14 protein-coding genes are annotated in these 15200 nt (G+C 46.3%); all 14 read right to left on the bottom strand.

The annotated features are described in order from the left end of the window. The 14 genes from BLU03_RS04305 to BLU03_RS04245 all read right to left on the bottom strand — a co-directional run bounded on the left by BLU03_RS04305 (position 1) and on the right by BLU03_RS04245 (position 15117). Positions 1–5286, bottom strand: coding sequence for a phage tail spike protein (locus BLU03_RS04305; protein WP_093105881.1), 5286 nt, complete (start codon positions 5284–5286; stop codon positions 1–3). A gap of 18 nt (positions 5287–5304) precedes the next feature. Beyond that, the gene (locus BLU03_RS04300) at positions 5305–6786 is read right to left on the bottom strand and encodes a distal tail protein Dit (RefSeq protein ID WP_093105878.1); all 1482 of its coding nucleotides are present in this window, start codon (positions 6784–6786) and stop codon (positions 5305–5307) included. Between the two features lies 1 nt (position 6787). Further along, positions 6788–10099, bottom strand: a complete 3312-nt coding sequence (locus BLU03_RS04295) for a phage tail protein (protein ID WP_093105875.1) — start codon at positions 10097–10099, stop codon at positions 6788–6790. Then, the gene (locus BLU03_RS04290) at positions 10096–10410 is read right to left on the bottom strand and encodes a hypothetical protein (RefSeq protein ID WP_093105872.1); all 315 of its coding nucleotides are present in this window, start codon (positions 10408–10410) and stop codon (positions 10096–10098) included. The genes BLU03_RS04295 and BLU03_RS04290 overlap by 4 nt, the downstream gene beginning before the upstream one ends. 26 nt (positions 10411–10436) lie before the next feature. Beyond that, positions 10437–10898, bottom strand: a complete 462-nt coding sequence (locus tag BLU03_RS04285) for a tail assembly chaperone (RefSeq protein WP_093105869.1) — start codon at positions 10896–10898, stop codon at positions 10437–10439. A 64-nt stretch (positions 10899–10962) separates the two neighbouring features. Beyond that, positions 10963–11466, bottom strand: a complete 504-nt coding sequence (locus BLU03_RS04280; protein ID WP_093105866.1) for a phage major tail protein, TP901-1 family — start codon at positions 11464–11466, stop codon at positions 10963–10965. Positions 11467–11479: 13 nt separating this feature from the next. Continuing rightward, positions 11480–11881: a DUF3168 domain-containing protein gene (locus BLU03_RS04275; RefSeq protein WP_176765406.1), complete on the bottom strand. Its 402-nt coding sequence runs from the start codon at positions 11879–11881 to the stop codon at positions 11480–11482. Between the two features lie 5 nt (positions 11882–11886). Next, positions 11887–12309, bottom strand: a complete 423-nt coding sequence (locus BLU03_RS04270) for an HK97 gp10 family phage protein (protein ID WP_093105860.1) — start codon at positions 12307–12309, stop codon at positions 11887–11889. Next, positions 12302–12616 (bottom strand): phage head closure protein, encoded by a 315-nt coding sequence (locus BLU03_RS04265; RefSeq protein ID WP_093105857.1) that lies wholly within the window; start codon positions 12614–12616, stop codon positions 12302–12304. The genes BLU03_RS04270 and BLU03_RS04265 overlap by 8 nt, the downstream gene beginning before the upstream one ends. Continuing rightward, positions 12609–12923, bottom strand: a complete 315-nt coding sequence (locus BLU03_RS04260; protein WP_093105854.1) for a head-tail connector protein — start codon at positions 12921–12923, stop codon at positions 12609–12611. The genes BLU03_RS04265 and BLU03_RS04260 overlap by 8 nt, the downstream gene beginning before the upstream one ends. A gap of 58 nt (positions 12924–12981) precedes the next feature. Next, the gene (locus BLU03_RS13615; RefSeq protein WP_176765405.1) at positions 12982–13140 is read right to left on the bottom strand and encodes a hypothetical protein; all 159 of its coding nucleotides are present in this window, start codon (positions 13138–13140) and stop codon (positions 12982–12984) included. 11 nt (positions 13141–13151) lie between these two features. After that, positions 13152–14177 (bottom strand): major capsid protein, encoded by a 1026-nt coding sequence (locus BLU03_RS04255; protein ID WP_093105851.1) that lies wholly within the window; start codon positions 14175–14177, stop codon positions 13152–13154. 20 nt (positions 14178–14197) lie between these two features. After that, the gene (locus BLU03_RS04250) at positions 14198–14506 is read right to left on the bottom strand and encodes a hypothetical protein (RefSeq protein ID WP_093105848.1); all 309 of its coding nucleotides are present in this window, start codon (positions 14504–14506) and stop codon (positions 14198–14200) included. Further along, positions 14506–15117: a DUF4355 domain-containing protein gene (locus BLU03_RS04245; protein ID WP_093105845.1), complete on the bottom strand. Its 612-nt coding sequence runs from the start codon at positions 15115–15117 to the stop codon at positions 14506–14508. The genes BLU03_RS04250 and BLU03_RS04245 overlap by 1 nt, the downstream gene beginning before the upstream one ends. Between the last annotated feature and the right edge of the window lie 83 nt (positions 15118–15200).

Raw genomic sequence — 15200 nt, 5'->3', positions numbered from 1 at the left:
TTATTGATACGTCACCTCCAAAACAGCGCCAGCACTCATGTAGGCATAACCACCTCCGTAAATGCCGATCCCTTCAGCGTTCCCATTCTCAAATGCAGGGAACAAACTGGAACGAATGCCTTCCCATCGATCTTCTTCCCACTTAAAGTGTCCAAGTTCCACTGCACTTCCTAAGGTTGGTTCGCCTCCAGGGATGGACGTATAGTTATGCGTGCGAAAACGGATGGTAACGTCGGCTGATTTACCGCCACGGGCTTCCCGTTTGACTTTGATTCGCATACGTTTAATTGTTTTGCCACGTAGTTCCGCTCCGAGACCCTCAAAAATCCATAAGCCTTTGTAGGATCCATAACCAGCCCACTCTCCTTGCAATGGTTGGTTTTTCACCCAACCACCTTGAGGTCGCCAGCCAGCAGCATTGACTGCTTTGAAGCGTTTTGTTTTTTCCGGAGGAGCCGGGATTGTCGCGCTTCCGGCATCATGAGAGAAGTTAGAAAGTATCTTTCCTCCCTGGCCTTCAAAGGTAGGGTAAGAGCTGCTATCCGGTGCCGTGCCATATCCAGTGATAATGCCCCCGAACCGTGCTTCAATACCTGTGGTGCTGCCAAAACCTTTACATGCAATGACAGTTAAGTGAGAAGCATACGATGACCGTATGCACCGGTCTACATCATAGGCTTGTAAGTTACTGAATACGACAGACCCATTTTGATTTTCGAACGCTAAACTCTGACCGTTACCGTAAACAGTCACATTGTCTACCTGACTTCCGGGAGAAGCGTTGGTGACGACACTTGGCGACTCTGTACCGTTAACATCAAACCCGCTCACATAGATACGGTTAGTATTCCTGGTCACTTTAAAGGTTCCGTCAATTTTCGGGCGCGAGGTCTGTATGTCAAAGGTGATACTCCCGCCACCGATAAATCCGGTGACAAGCACGTTTTCTGAAGTGTTCCCGCTACTCCCTACAATTTGAACCGTAACGTTACCTTCGTTATACTTCGGGATCTCATTGATAGCATCTTGCCACAAGTCTCCTCTTGAGGGTTCAATTTTTATGGTGTAGTCGTCAAAGTTCGTCTTAACCACGGAAGACGATAAAACATTACCAATGCGCACCTCTTGAAACCCTTTGTCAGCTGCATCTAATTCTACGACATTCTCCCCTTCATCATCCTGTACGATAAACACACCATTTCCGTTATTGAGACCACCGAGCATCATTGTTCCCCCACGGCCGACATCCCATTTCATCGAGCTTGTGATGAGGTTTCCGCCGTGTATGGTTGTTTGTCCTTCGGTTGATAAGTCGGTAAACTTAGCGTACCCTTCCAGATTTAGCTTGTTAGCGCTAATCCTTACGAGTTCCGGTGTTTGGTTAATGACAGAGATAACGTCGTCCTTGCGTACACGTCGATCTATTTCATCAGCTTGCTGCGTGATCGAGGACTCGGCAGAGCCTACTCTACGTCCGATGGAATCTTCTAGAGTTAAGTCGTAAATCGTTTCGGTTTGTCCGGTTGAGATAGCACCTACTGACTCCCAGTCGATAGCTTGCCACCCAGACTCTTGAATGTTCTCCTTAATCCAAAATTGCACAGATGAATCGCGATCCTCCCAAAAGAAAACATCCAAGAATTGATCGTCATAGGTCCCCCCGGTAACTATCCGTGCTTTGTTAAAAGGGAAAGAGCCATACTTTGTTAAGGAAAGAAGCGTAAAATCCTGACTGCTTTCTTTGTTATACATCGTACCTGCCGTGAATTGCGCCGTTCCGTGCTGCCCACTCGTTGTGTCTCGGATAATAAAACGCGCCCAAGCTCTATTCCCTGGATTTTTCGCTATCCGATACCATGTGCCTTGTTGCGTGGCAGGGATGACCGTCCCTTTACTGTCCTCGTTGTCTAAACCGGAAGCAACACGGTCTTTTGAGTACGTCGAACTCTCTACTTTGGTGGATATTTCCTCGGATTGTACGGACAACTGCGCGGAATTGTCAGAGACTGATCCGGCAATGGAGTCAACCCTGGAGTCATCCGCTTTTAGAGCAATAGCTTCCTGATTTTGTGCTAAAAGCGTGCTATTTGCGTTTAAGTTCTGCACCACACCGTCCATGTCCGTATTAAACTTTGTAACCGACACTTTGTTAAGCAAGAGATTGTCCGTTTCACTAATCGTGTACGTCTCGTTTTTATTCGCTTTTGATACTAGTTGACCGTCTACGTAGGTAATCTCGGCTTTCGCAGTTAAATCAGTCGCAACATCCTGCATTTTGTTGTTGTAAACCGTTTCGGACACAGAGTAATCTTTTGCGTTTTTCTCCGCTTGACTCGCTGCCGCATCTGCATAGTCTTTAACGATTTCTGTTGATTTAACAAAATTACCGCCCCATGATCCGTTAACTATTGTTCCATCATTTCCTCCAACATTATCCTTTACGACGTCGCCCGTACCTTCGTCAAAACTCCAGTGGTTCACAAGCCCGGCGGCGTTGTTGTAAAATATTTCGTCTTTGGATAATGGACGATCCCAGCGTTTAATTTCGTAAACCTTACCGACGAAACCATCCGGATAAGAAGCATTTTCCATAATTCGACCGAAGTATAACAGAGGTGTATCGTTTAGAACTTCGTGAGACGAAATTAATTCGCCGTCTTGGTACCACTTATACGTCCCTTTATCGAAGGTAACGGTTAAGGTAACGACCCGGTTCACTTCGACGTTTGTATTTGCATTGAAATATTCAAGATTATCTCCCGTTTCCGCACGGATTGTTCCTTCTGTCATTAATCCAATCCATCGATAAGAGTGAGAATTGTGTTTGAATAATGTCCTTCCGGCACTTAAATCCGTAACCTGCACCTTCATTTGTAAGCTTGATGCGTCTTTATTGAGCGTGAACTCTGAAAACTCGACATATCCGTCTCCGTTCAGTTTTACATGAGAATCGACATTTGCGACGCTGTTGTCAATTCGTTTTTCTGCTTCCTTAAGTGCCTTTTTATCTGCATCAATACGTGCCTGTTCTTCGTCGGTTATCTTCCCGTCCGCGTATGCTTTCGCCTGCGTTTCTGCTAAATTAGCCTTACCTTCCGCATACTTTTTTGACGCCTGTTCAGCCGTATCGGCTTTTATTTGCGCTCCGGTAACGTCCTCAATCGTTTTTGCGGGTCGTCCGTTCACATATTGCGTATCTTTTGCCGTGTTCTCTCCGGTGACGTCTCCGATGAGTTCCCAATCGGATTTACTAAACGTTGCACTATCCGTTTTGGTAACGGTAGACTGCTTAATCTTTTTGTTGTCGTTCCACAAGTCACCTTTATCGTAAGGAGTCGTAGGCTGCGCGACAAACACCCGACGTTTATTATCTGCCGTATCTTGCGCTTGAGAAGCATCTTCCAGGGCTTTCGCAATACCTTCATCACGTACCTGCACCCACCGGTAGTTTCCACTTTGTTTAGCAAAACGGTAGGAGTGACCTTTATCCGTATCGAAAAACAAATCGCCTACGTGCTTGTCCTTCTCGGCGATCGTCGTCCAGTCGCTTGCAGGTACGTTGGTTAAGGTTGGTTCATAACTATAGAAGTGCGACTGTACTTGATTATCTATCTGCGCCTGTAAGTCGCTCATTTCCGAGTCGTACAATGTTGCCGTTACGTAGTTTGTAAGGCGGGCATCCGCGTAGTCTTTCGCTGCTGTTTCTGCATTTGATGCTGCTTGATCAGCGTGTGTTTTTGCTTGATTCAATTTTTCTGTATCTGCAGCAATACGAGCTTGTTCCTCAGCAGTTATTTTTCCATCGGCATGAGCTTTCGCTTGTGTCTCTGCTAGGTCAGCTTTTGCCAGAGCGTATTCTTCCGCAGCCGTTTGTGCTGCATTCGCTTTCGTTTGGGCATCAACTTTTGCGTCTTCTAGTGCTTTCGATGCCTTCTCTTGCGCTCCTTGCTTATCCTCGATGGTTTCGGACGGCCTGCCAGCTACATTAGCTGTATCTTTGGCAGTGTTCTCGCTCGTTACATCGGCTTGCGGGAGCCACATGCCTACGTCTGCGGCGTAGCGCTTGAAGCCTCCTCCCTCGGACGTGTCTCCCCAGGTAACGGTGGTGTCTTCAGGAGGGGTCGTCTGATAAACGATGGACGTTTTGCCGGCGATTTTGCCGAGTAATTGCTTGCGTAGCTTGTTGATGTCTTCTTCAGTGTGTTCAATAAACTCCCCGAGTACAAATGTTTTCTGCGAATCATCCGCAATAGACCGTTCCACTTCGATAATGCGCGAATCTAAATAAATCGGAGGGTTAAACTCTGTGGCTTTGATGCGGGATGTATAGCCGATATGGATACCTTCATGCGACCGTCCGAAAGCCTGCGCTATATCTATCGCTTTGCCTTCGTACTCTACGGCGGCGGCTTTTCGTTTATCTAACTCGGTCCGTGTATATCGTTCCAGTTCATCAAGAGTCATGTCCTCTCTATCAGAGTCCGGTTCGTACACTTGCCACTTGTGGCGGCCATTACGCCCCCACGATTGCAGAGCGTCCCCGTCGGTCACTTCGACCACTAACCGTGTGCCATCTTCTTTTTCCGGCCCTATCCCGAGTAACGCTGTTACCTGGTCTTTGATGTGGTCACGGCGTTTGACGTTGAGTAAGTCTTTGCCGGAAACAATTTCTTTTCCGCTGTCCTTGCCGCGCTTGCGTACAGCATCGACAAAGCGATAAAGTTTGCCGCTATCCTGTTCCACACGAAAGCGTAATTCCACATCAAATATCGTCGGGAGCAATTGCAGAGCATCAAAAGGACTGCGGTAATCATCCCATTTAATTTTGTGCGTGCCGGAGTAATCCGTGATACCTCGCTGCCATCCGGTGTTAAGGAGTACCTCATCCAGGATAGTATCGATCGTCGCTCCAGTGTACGTTTCTGGATATATCGGCTTGGCCTTTTTTAGTTCATTGTGAGAACCGGTGCTGTACACTTCCAGTGCATCACGGGTCAAAATAGTTTCGTCAATAATCATTTCGCGGTAATACCCATTACCATCCGGGATGGTAGCACGTGCGCCTGTTTTAATATGCTCATTTTTCACACCGTTGAAAATTGTGTGAAAATCAAATGTCTCCACGTTTTTCTTCAGCGCAATTTTATGCTTATCCTCCCAATACGGTTGATCTTTGCCGATAACTGCAGTTGTTTCGTCCGTTTGTGAGTCGAGTATATGGATAAGCGCCGGTTGTTTTTTGCGCTGATTTAGTACGTTGGTGTCCGGCGTTTGACCAATAAACATAGCGTGACCTCCTTTCTCTTATTTATAAGCGTCGCGCCATATAACCTCTGTGTCATATGCACCTTTTGGAAAGGTGTAGATCTTATTAATACCAAAGTCTAGATCAAAATAGTCGCTGCCAAAGTCGTATTTTAAGTCGTTACGCTCTTCTCCGTTAATGCGGATGACCGCTTTTTGGTGGTCCACTTCGATTTCATCTCCAGGCTCAACGATGTACGGTATACCTCCCGGTTGTTCATTACGTTTTTTCACGACAATGCCCCGTATATACATTTCCGATGCACCAATCACTGGCCATGCTCTCATAGCAACTTGTATTTGCGTGATGTCTGCCGTGTATTTGTCGGCAAAGTCAATGAATCTTCGACGCTCGGAGACATAACGGAATGTGCCGTCATCCTCGATATAAGCAAAGTATGGGAGCATGAGATAATGTCCCTCGTCTGCCATATACCGGTAAAAGCCGATTTTCCCCTGGAAGTTATTCCACGCTGTATCAAACGTGTGGTAGTCAGCGTATCTGTCTGAATTATCCGGTCCGAGTTGCATCTTACCCTGCACGCGGTTAGCGCCACGCCATACATCCTCGATGCCGACTTTAGCCACTGTATTGTTATTGGCATCTAAAAAGTAAACCTCAATCATGCCTGTTTCGTTGCTATTGCCGAGATTCTTTAGGTCAACGTTTGCTTCAAAAAAGATGCCGCCGACGGGTTCCGGTAGACTGCGCTTTTTCGCCGGACCTTGCCATCCGTGTGGTTCCTGAGCTAATCCGTAGGCCTGGGGGTGAAATCCATCCACTGTGCCGACCATCTGACCGCCGACGTACCCATTGTCTACATAACTGGCATCGGTCCACCCTACAACAGATGACCCGCTTTCCGTCAGTATCGTGGTAGATGGAGAGTAAGGAATTTGATCTAACCTTCCGGGGTCGCCCACTCGCATGTATTCGCCGTTCTCCTTTACAATGTCCAAGAAGGTTGCGGATTGTTTGGCGGTGGCACGGAATACTGGAGAGGTTTCGGCCGTACCTTCATTCGTGAGCACATGACCGTCGCTGAACGTTTCTGATTTCTCTGTCCCGTATTTATAGGGGTCTGGACAGATAAACGTAAGTGTGCCTTTTGCGGTCGTTCTATGCTCGGTGAGTGGCACTTCTCCTTCCAGCTTGCCATAATACGTGTAAGGCTCATCGTTGAAAGAAATGTTCACTTCATGTGGAGTGACAAGCAACTCACTCAGTTTGTCTACGTCTGCACGTAATTGTTCGTGTGTTTCTCCCCGCAGAATGAACGGAACTTCCAACACTCTGTGAGGTTGTTCATCACGCAAAAGGTGAGAGCCTGCCTTTCCAGGTACTCCCACCGTTTCATTCTCTACTGTTGTAACACTCCGGCCCACAACATCAGCTATCACCAGTTTTGGTTGTCCGATTTCCGTTGTGCCGAGTTTATCCACTATATCCATGCCGTTAAATACCATACGGAGTTCGTCCATCTCACCCCCTCCTTTCTTTCTTACGAGTAATCATTTCGTCTATATCTTCATACGTTTCTCTCGCTACCTCACGACCATTGAGAACGCTCTGAATGATGATTGGTTGTCTGCTGTATCTATCGTTGCTATCTGTGCGACTGGAATCATCACGGACGACATGGTCCATCGTGCCGACAGACCCTCTCGGTGTACTGATACCTGCCAGTTGAGGTGTGCCTGTTTTTGGTAATGCAAGCATGCTGCCGAGAGAACGCTGAATTTTCGGGGCGTCTTTGGAAATGGAACTCGCGATCGGACCACCGAAATTAAGCTTGTCGATATCGCTTAACGGTCCTTCTTTAGCAGGGGAGAACGGCAAGAAGTTACGTGCTTTTTGAGCGATTCCCTTTACTGCTCCAGTCACTTTACCAATAGCTCCCGTTATTCCTTTAGCCATCTGCGTTATAAGTCCTTTGCCGGCCGAAAGGAATTTGCTGCCCATCCCCTTCACAAAGGACAGAGCTGCTTCTAGTCCTGACTTTATGGCCTCTTTCACCGATTTTATTTTGTCAGAGATAGCCGAACGGATGCGCTCAAAAGTATTGATTAAACTGGTTTTCAAACGATTTACAGTATTAACTGCTGCCGTTTTCGCCTGGTTTATTTTGTCAGAAATGGCCTGTTTCGCCTGTTCAAATTTTTCGGAGATGGTAGAACGGATCTGCTCAACTTTATCCGATATGAGAGAACGGATGCGCTCAAAAATACTCTTTGCTTTATTCTTCGCTTGCTGTAGTTTGTCAGAGATGGCCTGCTTCAAAGCTTGAAATTTCTGAGATACCGTGTTGCGGATTTGCTCAACTTTGTTAGAGATAAACGATTTTATGGAATTGAAAATGCTCTGAGCCTTCGATTTCGCCTGACTCAGCTTATCGGAGATAGCTTGTTTCGCTTGCTGAAACTTATTAGAAATGGACGAGCGTATCTGTTCTGCTTTGTTTGATAAAAATGACTTGATCGAGTTGAAAATATTCTGTGCTGTCGATTTCGCAGATTGAAGTTTGCTCTGGATTGCGTCCTTCAAAGATTGAAACTTATTCGAGACAGACGAACGGATCTGCTCTACTTTATTAGATAGAAACGTCTTAATATTATTCCAAATATTTTGAACAGTTTGTTTTGCTGAATTTAGCTTATCCTGTATCGCTTGCTTTACCTGCTGGAATTTATTGGAAACTGCCGTTCGTATCTGCTCAACCTTGTTGGAGATTGCGGTACGCATGGTTTCTATCGCATTCCGGGCCGTCTCCTTCGCCTGTTGAAGCTTGTCCTGTATGCCTTGTTTCACCTGCTGAAATTTTTCTCTTACGGCTGTGACAATTTTTGAAGCAATTTCCTTCGTTTTACTCCAAATTTGTTGCCATTTTGTAGAAATCCATTCACTCACAATGCCCCAGGCTTTTTTCGTCCACGCGACGATTTTATCCCAGTTCATAATAACCACTGCTGCGAGTGTAGCAACGATTGCTATCACCCAGCCGACCGGACCCATAGCGATAATCCATGATGCCGCCATGCGTGCTGCAAAGATAGCCGCCCTACCGCCTAATTTTGCAAGAAAGCCGATAACTTTAATGACTACGCCACCTATTTTTGTGGCAAATCCTGCTACTTTCGGGATGATTTTGACAAAAGCACCGCCGACCTTCATGGCCATTGCTCCTACTTTTGAAGCAAAACCGGCAATTTTAGGTCCAAGCATCTTAAATCCGATCATCAGGTTTTTCTTAAATGGCAGAAACGCCTGCCACATTTTTGATATGGCCGGACCAAATACCGCCCAAAGACCCGATATGATAGGAGCCAGTAACTTAAAAGCACCGCCAAGAGCGACTGCTGCGCCCATCATGTTTCTTACTGTGGAGTTACCTTCTAACAAACTGGCAAACCAGGACGTGAATTTATTGGCAAGAGGCAGCATAACCTCTCCGACTTTCCCTAATCCTTTGGCCAGTTGCACGAAGATGTCCCACAAGTTACCGATGAGATCAATCATGCCCGGACCGTTTTCTTTTATATAATTAATAAAGTTCTGAAACTGTTTATTCTGTCCGAGTGATGCTGACCATTCTTCAAATCGTGCGGTTAGTTTTTGAAACCCTGTCATCATTTCTGCTGCCAATGGGGCAAACGCTGTAAAAAGATTAACGATCCCTTTTGTTATACTGCCGAATACTGACATTAGCTTCGGGCCGTTCTCTTTTACGTAGTCGATAAACGTCTTAAATTTATCTGATTTGGACAGGTTCGCCGCCCACTGAGAAAACTTTTTCGTCATGCCGAGCAATCCCTGTTCCATCGTTTGTGCCAATGGATCAAAGGCTCTCATGAGGTTCAGAAACCCTCGTAACGCATACCCGGCTATTTTACCCCATGCGGAGACTGCCTGACCGGCGCGTTCGTTAAACCATGACATTGTTTCCTTTACGTCTTTTCCGTTGCTCATGACCTTTTTTAAATCAGTCATCAGTCCTTGAAAAGCGCGGGCGACTCCTTCGATACCAGGTTTGATTGTGGTAAGGACACTCGCTAAAACTCCCATTGCTGTCCCTGATGCCTGTAAAAAGTGTGGCTGAATGGCCCTGTTAACTTCATGATAAGCATCTTTTAATCCGGTTAATCCAGTGATAGCTGACTGCATTGGCGCAGAGTAGTCGGACAGCTTCTTATCCCCGTTGGCAATAGCTGCATTCGCCTGCTTGACCCGGTCGATTGTCGGTATAGCGGCAGCAGCCATTAATCCTAATCCACCACCGGCAAGCGTTAATGAGCTTGCAAGTCCCATCAATCCACCAGCCATAACGCCGATCTGTACGCCTGCTGTTGCGACGACTGCGATTAAACCGCTCATCATCGTTGTGGCGATAGGTAGTGACATCATAAGACCACCCTGGAACATTTCTGCACCTATGGTGTTAATGTCTCGATAAATGTCTGCAATCGCATCCATTGAGCGTTGGAATCGTTTCCGGCTTACTTGGATGTCGATGATAACCTTGCGTGGCAAAGCCGCTAACGCCGCTTTTGCTTGCGCTACGGAGCGTACTAATGCAGACGTGTCGCCTGTAATACGCTTTTCAGCATCGTTACGGGTAAAGGCGGCGACTTGCGTATTTGCAAGCCCCATCTTTGCTGTAAATGCCTGTGTGTTCGCTTTGACATGTTTTGTAGCGTCACTATTAGCGAATGTTGCTGCCGTCTTTTTTACACTCGACATCTTACGCTTAAAGTCCGATATTTTCGCTCCGACAATAGCCGTTAAGCGTTCATTCATGTGCTCCCTCCTTTCTGTTGAAAGAGTTTGGAGTGTTTCCGAGGATCGAATCCTTTGGCCGATCTGTTCAAACGAGCCATTTCTTCAATTTCTTCTTCACTTTTAGCAAAGCCGTGTTTGTTGTTATTGCGAATTCTTTCTGCATCAAATATTTTCTTTTGTCTTGGATGCTTAGCACTTTGAGCGTATCGATGCGCCATTGCTCTCCAGGATTCAAAATCACGTTTGTCTATATCCGCCTGTTCCCACCCTTTGATAAGAGCGTCGAACTCTCTCTTTGTCCACGACAGGATCTTCTCTGGGTCGTACACACCGAAATAACGTGCAGCTATTTCGATTATTTTTTCTGGCGGTTCAATCCCTTGCGAGCTTCGTTGAGTTGCTTGTACTGCATGTCCACCATCGCCTTGTCCTCGTCTTTCATGAATTCTTTCGCTTGCTCCATTTGATTCCACATCTCCGTCACTTTTTCTTTGAAAAACCCCGACCCCTCTAAAATTTGAACTCCGTCTTGAAACAGAGGTTCAAAATCTTCGCCCTCATTCGATGCTTCAGCTAAAGCGTCCTCGATGGTTGCTTTGTTCGGGCGTTTATTTTTACCCGCAAGCAAGCAATCCCATAGGTGCACAAGAGCCACAGGATCTTTTCTCAAAATCCCTTCATAAATAACGGCAATACCTTCCGCTTGTTTGTTGCCTTTTTCATCTTTAATGGAATAATGTTCGTCTGCATGATAGACCGCTTTAAAAGAACCTTTGCCTTCAATCTCTTCATCTTTGATTGTTAAGTAAATAGCCATGTATAATGTCCTCCTTGAGTTTTAAAAAGTAATAAAAAAAGGAGAGCCGTAGCCCTCCTGTTAATTATGCAGTTGTACCACTAGTGCTGGTTGTGCCGGTTGTGTCTGGCTGCTTGAACGTAATAGTAGAAGCCGTACTGAATGCATCAGGCAATGCCGTCAGTTCATCATCGACGGTTTCTCCTTCTACCTGCATAGTTGCGGTTACTTCTTCAAAAGAATCACTTGCACCAGTTTTTTCTGCCGACTCTACGAGCACTCGACCGTACGTAGCAGGGTAAGGACCTTCCCCAGAAGTGTTCACCCTCCATACGTCGAGCTTCTCTTTTTTCTTAATGGCGTTGATAAGAGCCATTTGTCCTTCATCGTTCTTCTCACCATACGCTGTCGTTTCAAAAGACTCGGTGTTGTTCCCATACTCCAGGATACGACCGAGCTTTGTTTGTTCATCCATCAGTTCGTTCTCGATAGAGTGCGTGTTCTCCGTTTCGTTTTTAATGATAAGCGCACCGTTCGTCGCACCTACGGGCTGAATGAATGTGTGAATATCTTTACCGCTAGTTGCCATGTTTTATTCCTCCTTAGTTGTTTACATATACACGAAAGTTCATCACACCGTGCCTTGTTTTTCCGTCAATGTCCTTGAATGCGTTTTTGCTTTCGCTCTCGATTTTTTTCACAGAAAAACCTCCGAGCATTGTCAGCGGCTGTTCTGTTATTGCTGCATATATAAGGTTCATTACGTCATACGTCTCGCTGTACCCAGGGTACTTGGACCATGTATGCAGCACGAATACAATATTTTCGCCAATCGTGTTTTTCGTATTCCATGGATTGATCGTAGGTTCCCCGATTTCAATATAAGGAAAGCCTTGTGTTTCGTTCACTCCATCAAGCACGCCTGTCACCTTCTCCATTAAGGGAGTGTAAGACGTTAGCGCCTTGAATATAGATCGGTGCACTTCTTTAATCGCTGTTTGCATAAGCATCATCCTAGCTTATTCATTTCTCTTTCAAAAAACTGAGAGCCGCTTTCGACAGCTGGCGTCCAGTAAGGCTGGGCTACAATCCCACGTGTATAAACCCACCGATTGAGTTTATTCGACCAGTATACCCACGGCGTTTTGCGACCCGTACCTTCGGTGCTGTAAATACCAGTTCCGTATTCCACGTAGATGCCGTATTCTGCGCCTACGACGATGTGTGCTGTGAATCCATTGTTGGAAAACTCTATTTCAATGCTTTTTCGCAGGTTTCCTTCATCTACCGGAGCAAGAGCCTTCGCCTGCGTTTGAATCGTGACCGCTGTTGTCGCTATCACACGTTTCACAGCTTTCAGGTAATCTTCCTCAAAGTTATCTATCGCTTTAATGAGTTTGCCCACGTTGCTAAACTCAATGCCTTTACTCATAACATTCCACCATCATCACTTCGTGGAGACCGCCCTGGTCAATCGGGTCTGATTGCGGCGCGAGTATCTTTGTGCCGTACTGGATGCGCACCTGGGAAGGAGGCAGGCTTGTATCCGTATAAGGAAAATACACCCTCGTCGTAATCGGTGTTTCCTGTGCCTGCGCTACAATGCGAGAATAGCCACTGATTGGTTGGACATGGGCTTCGGTATCAAAGAAGTCCGTCCATGATTCCGTGCCGCCACCTAACCCGTCGCTTGTCGTCGTTTTCTTTTGAAAAACGATGTGATGCGGGAATTCATCCATGCAGTTTCACCCGCTTGTACGGCCGCAAGAGCTTATCCAAAGACTTCGGATACTCTGTTTGATAGCTGTAACTGACATCACCCATTGAGCGAGATTTCACTCCCGGCGTTACTGTTAGTTTATGATCAATAGCCCCGGCAATGAATTGAATCACCGACCGTGGCATGGTTGCATGAAAGGAGTTGTTCGTCTGCTGCTCTGCGATTTCAAGAAAATCGGGAACCATTGTTTGAATGTAGTCCCCGTGTTTTTTTGTATTCGATTGCATACGTTTCATGACTGCACCGACTAACTCCTGTTCTTCCATGACACTCACCTACTTCGTTTTATTTCCTTTGGCGTACTTGCCTTTACGGCCGTACTCTTTATTCGTCTTCTTTTTTCGACTTTGCCCTTGCTTTCCCATCGTTGACCTCCTCAAAGAGATTGTCATCAAAATAGTCCTGTTTGATATCTAACGTGTCTCCGGCAGTATAACGTTTGCCGTCATACCGTACCGGAATATCCTTCACTTTTACCTTCATGCTTCCCCTCCTCAGTCGATAGGTTGAGCTTGGAACACTTGATCAGCAGCAGGGAACGATGGCAAGGCCGTAGCTACTGCTTTCGTGTATGTTCCGACTGGATCACGTGTCTCGTCATAGACCATAGCAAGCACATTGCCCACGGCGTTGGTATCAACCGTAGGATCATTAACTAGGCGAACTTCTTCTGCTGTTGGGCCATAAATAGCCTCGCCCAGCTGTCCATCACCGAATAGCGTGAATTTATTTTCCGGGAAGTAGCGCACGCTTGTGTACGATCCGTCCGGGTTCTGTTTGCGATACTTCTGGTCATACGTAACGATCTGTGGCAGATCTCGTTGCTGCAAGAAGGCATTCAGTTCGTTGCGTGTAGCAAAACGCTGAGACCCTTTACCGTAAAGCGCCTCAATGATATGAGGATGCTTCAAAAGAGTATTCAACACTTTCTTGGACGTAAGAGCACGAGTGGCCTGTCCATCCAAGGCATCCTGCCACCGTTCTAGGTCTTCCAGTGGCGTAGAGTTTGCTGTATCCGTCCAACGATCTGTGCCGGTAAGCGCTTCTTTATGCTCGGATGGCACACCGTAGTCGACAGAGCCGCTCAATCCGTTCTCAGCAAGCGTTACCGTACCGTTGGCAAGCACCTCCATACGCATAGCTTCCACACGAGCACGTACACCAGCTACAAGGGTATCGACGTCGTTAAATACCTGCCCGGTAAGGTACTGCTGCTCCTGTTGCGTCCGTGGATTTTGGAGAGCGATGATGTCTTTTTCATTCCACCGCATTTTACGTTTAATCAGAGCTAGTTCAAGAGCTGCTTTCTCTGCTTCACGGCTTCCGAGTTCTGTTTCCGTGTCGAATGAGTGAACAGAAGCGACAACAGGTGTGTTGTTTCCGCCTTTGACATATTCAAACTCAAGAGAGTCCCGTTTAACTTCTGGGAATAGCGTTTCTCCCATAAGTGCAGGGTACTGACGGTTTTGCAAATAATCGAGGACAACTTTATTACTGAATAGTTCGTGAATGTTTGGCATGAATAATCTCTCCTTTTATTTTATCGAAATTTGATTTCTGTCATTGCGTCTTTGGCCAGTTGCACAGGAGCTTCTGGTAAGCGCGCTTCCAGTACATAACCTTCTACCATCACTGCCCCGGCGGCAGGACCCTGCGTTACGTCCACGTCATGAAAAACAATACCTACGGCCGTTCCGTCATTGACCGGATACACAGAGCCAGCAGGAACGATTTTCTTTCCATTCTCGTCGGCTGTTACACCGCTGTCGGAAATTTCTTTCGTAAAGTTGACGTAATGGGAGCTTGCCAGGAACTCAATTTGTTGCGCACGTTGATTGTTTACATACATTATTCATTTCCTCCTTGACTCCATGGATCTGGAGCATTAGTTTGTTTTTGGTTGTTCAGCTGTTGAGCAAACTTCGCACCTTCGCTGTCCGGATCCGTGTTACCACCATCTACTTTCCGGCCCTGCTGCTTAAACTGTTCATCTACTTTCGATTGCACAGCCGCATTATACTTTTCTTCAAATGTAGCAAGGTTGTTCAGCGTGGAATCTTCATCCTCTCCAATGAAGAAAGAGACGATATCGGTCGGCAGTCCTTTTTCACTTGCTTGAGAGACCGCTTTGTTCATCAATTTCTCCCGTTGTGCTTCCTGCTTGCCTTGCTCAATTTGTTCTTCCAGCTCACGAATGCGCTTCTGCTCCGGGGTCTCTTTTGGATTTCTTTTTGCAACCTCATCTTCTATGATTTTATTTAGGTTGTTTTCTTTCCAGGTGTTCAACCCTTTCGTAAAGTAATTATCCAAACGCGGCTGTAAGAGCTGCTTTCCTTCCTCGGTGTCAAGGAACCCTTCTACATCCTCTTTCGTTGGCTGTTTAAGTTCTCCGAGATACGCTTTGACCTGTTCATCTTCTTTATGCTGTTCCAGAAACTGCTTTACTTCTTCTAATGTCATTGGTTATCCTCCTTTGCCCTTTGTCCAGTACGAGCCTGGTATAAGTGCATAATAAAGAGCCTTTTAACGCCTTGCTCAGGGCA

Origin of the sequence: Salimicrobium album, assembly GCF_900107115.1 — a bacterium.
GTDB classification, from domain to species: Bacteria; Bacillota; Bacilli; order Bacillales; family Halobacillaceae; genus Salimicrobium; species Salimicrobium album.
This window is presented reverse-complemented; position numbering and strand designations above follow the sequence as displayed.

Excerpts from the sequence above, each read along its gene's own strand:
- BLU03_RS04305 (WP_093105881.1), bottom strand. The coding sequence starts at position 5,286 with ATGTTTATTGGTCAAACGCCGGACACCAACGTACTAAATCAGCGCAAA.
- BLU03_RS04300 (WP_093105878.1), bottom strand. The coding sequence starts at position 6,786 with ATGGACGAACTCCGTATGGTATTTAACGGCATGGATATAGTGGATAAA.
- BLU03_RS04295 (WP_093105875.1), bottom strand. The coding sequence starts at position 10,099 with ATGAATGAACGCTTAACGGCTATTGTCGGAGCGAAAATATCGGACTTT.
- BLU03_RS04285 (WP_093105869.1), bottom strand. The coding sequence starts at position 10,898 with ATGGCTATTTACTTAACAATCAAAGATGAAGAGATTGAAGGCAAAGGT.
- BLU03_RS04280 (WP_093105866.1), bottom strand. The coding sequence starts at position 11,466 with ATGGCAACTAGCGGTAAAGATATTCACACATTCATTCAGCCCGTAGGT.
- BLU03_RS04275 (WP_176765406.1), bottom strand. The coding sequence starts at position 11,881 with ATGCAAACAGCGATTAAAGAAGTGCACCGATCTATATTCAAGGCGCTA.
- BLU03_RS04270 (WP_093105860.1), bottom strand. The coding sequence starts at position 12,309 with ATGAGTAAAGGCATTGAGTTTAGCAACGTGGGCAAACTCATTAAAGCG.
- BLU03_RS04265 (WP_093105857.1), bottom strand. The coding sequence starts at position 12,616 with ATGGATGAATTCCCGCATCACATCGTTTTTCAAAAGAAAACGACGACA.
- BLU03_RS04260 (WP_093105854.1), bottom strand. The coding sequence starts at position 12,923 with ATGGAAGAACAGGAGTTAGTCGGTGCAGTCATGAAACGTATGCAATCG.
- BLU03_RS13615 (WP_176765405.1), bottom strand. The coding sequence starts at position 13,140 with ATGAAGGTAAAAGTGAAGGATATTCCGGTACGGTATGACGGCAAACGT.
- BLU03_RS04255 (WP_093105851.1), bottom strand. The coding sequence starts at position 14,177 with ATGCCAAACATTCACGAACTATTCAGTAATAAAGTTGTCCTCGATTAT.
- BLU03_RS04250 (WP_093105848.1), bottom strand. The coding sequence starts at position 14,506 with ATGTATGTAAACAATCAACGTGCGCAACAAATTGAGTTCCTGGCAAGC.
- BLU03_RS04245 (WP_093105845.1), bottom strand. The coding sequence starts at position 15,117 with ATGACATTAGAAGAAGTAAAGCAGTTTCTGGAACAGCATAAAGAAGAT.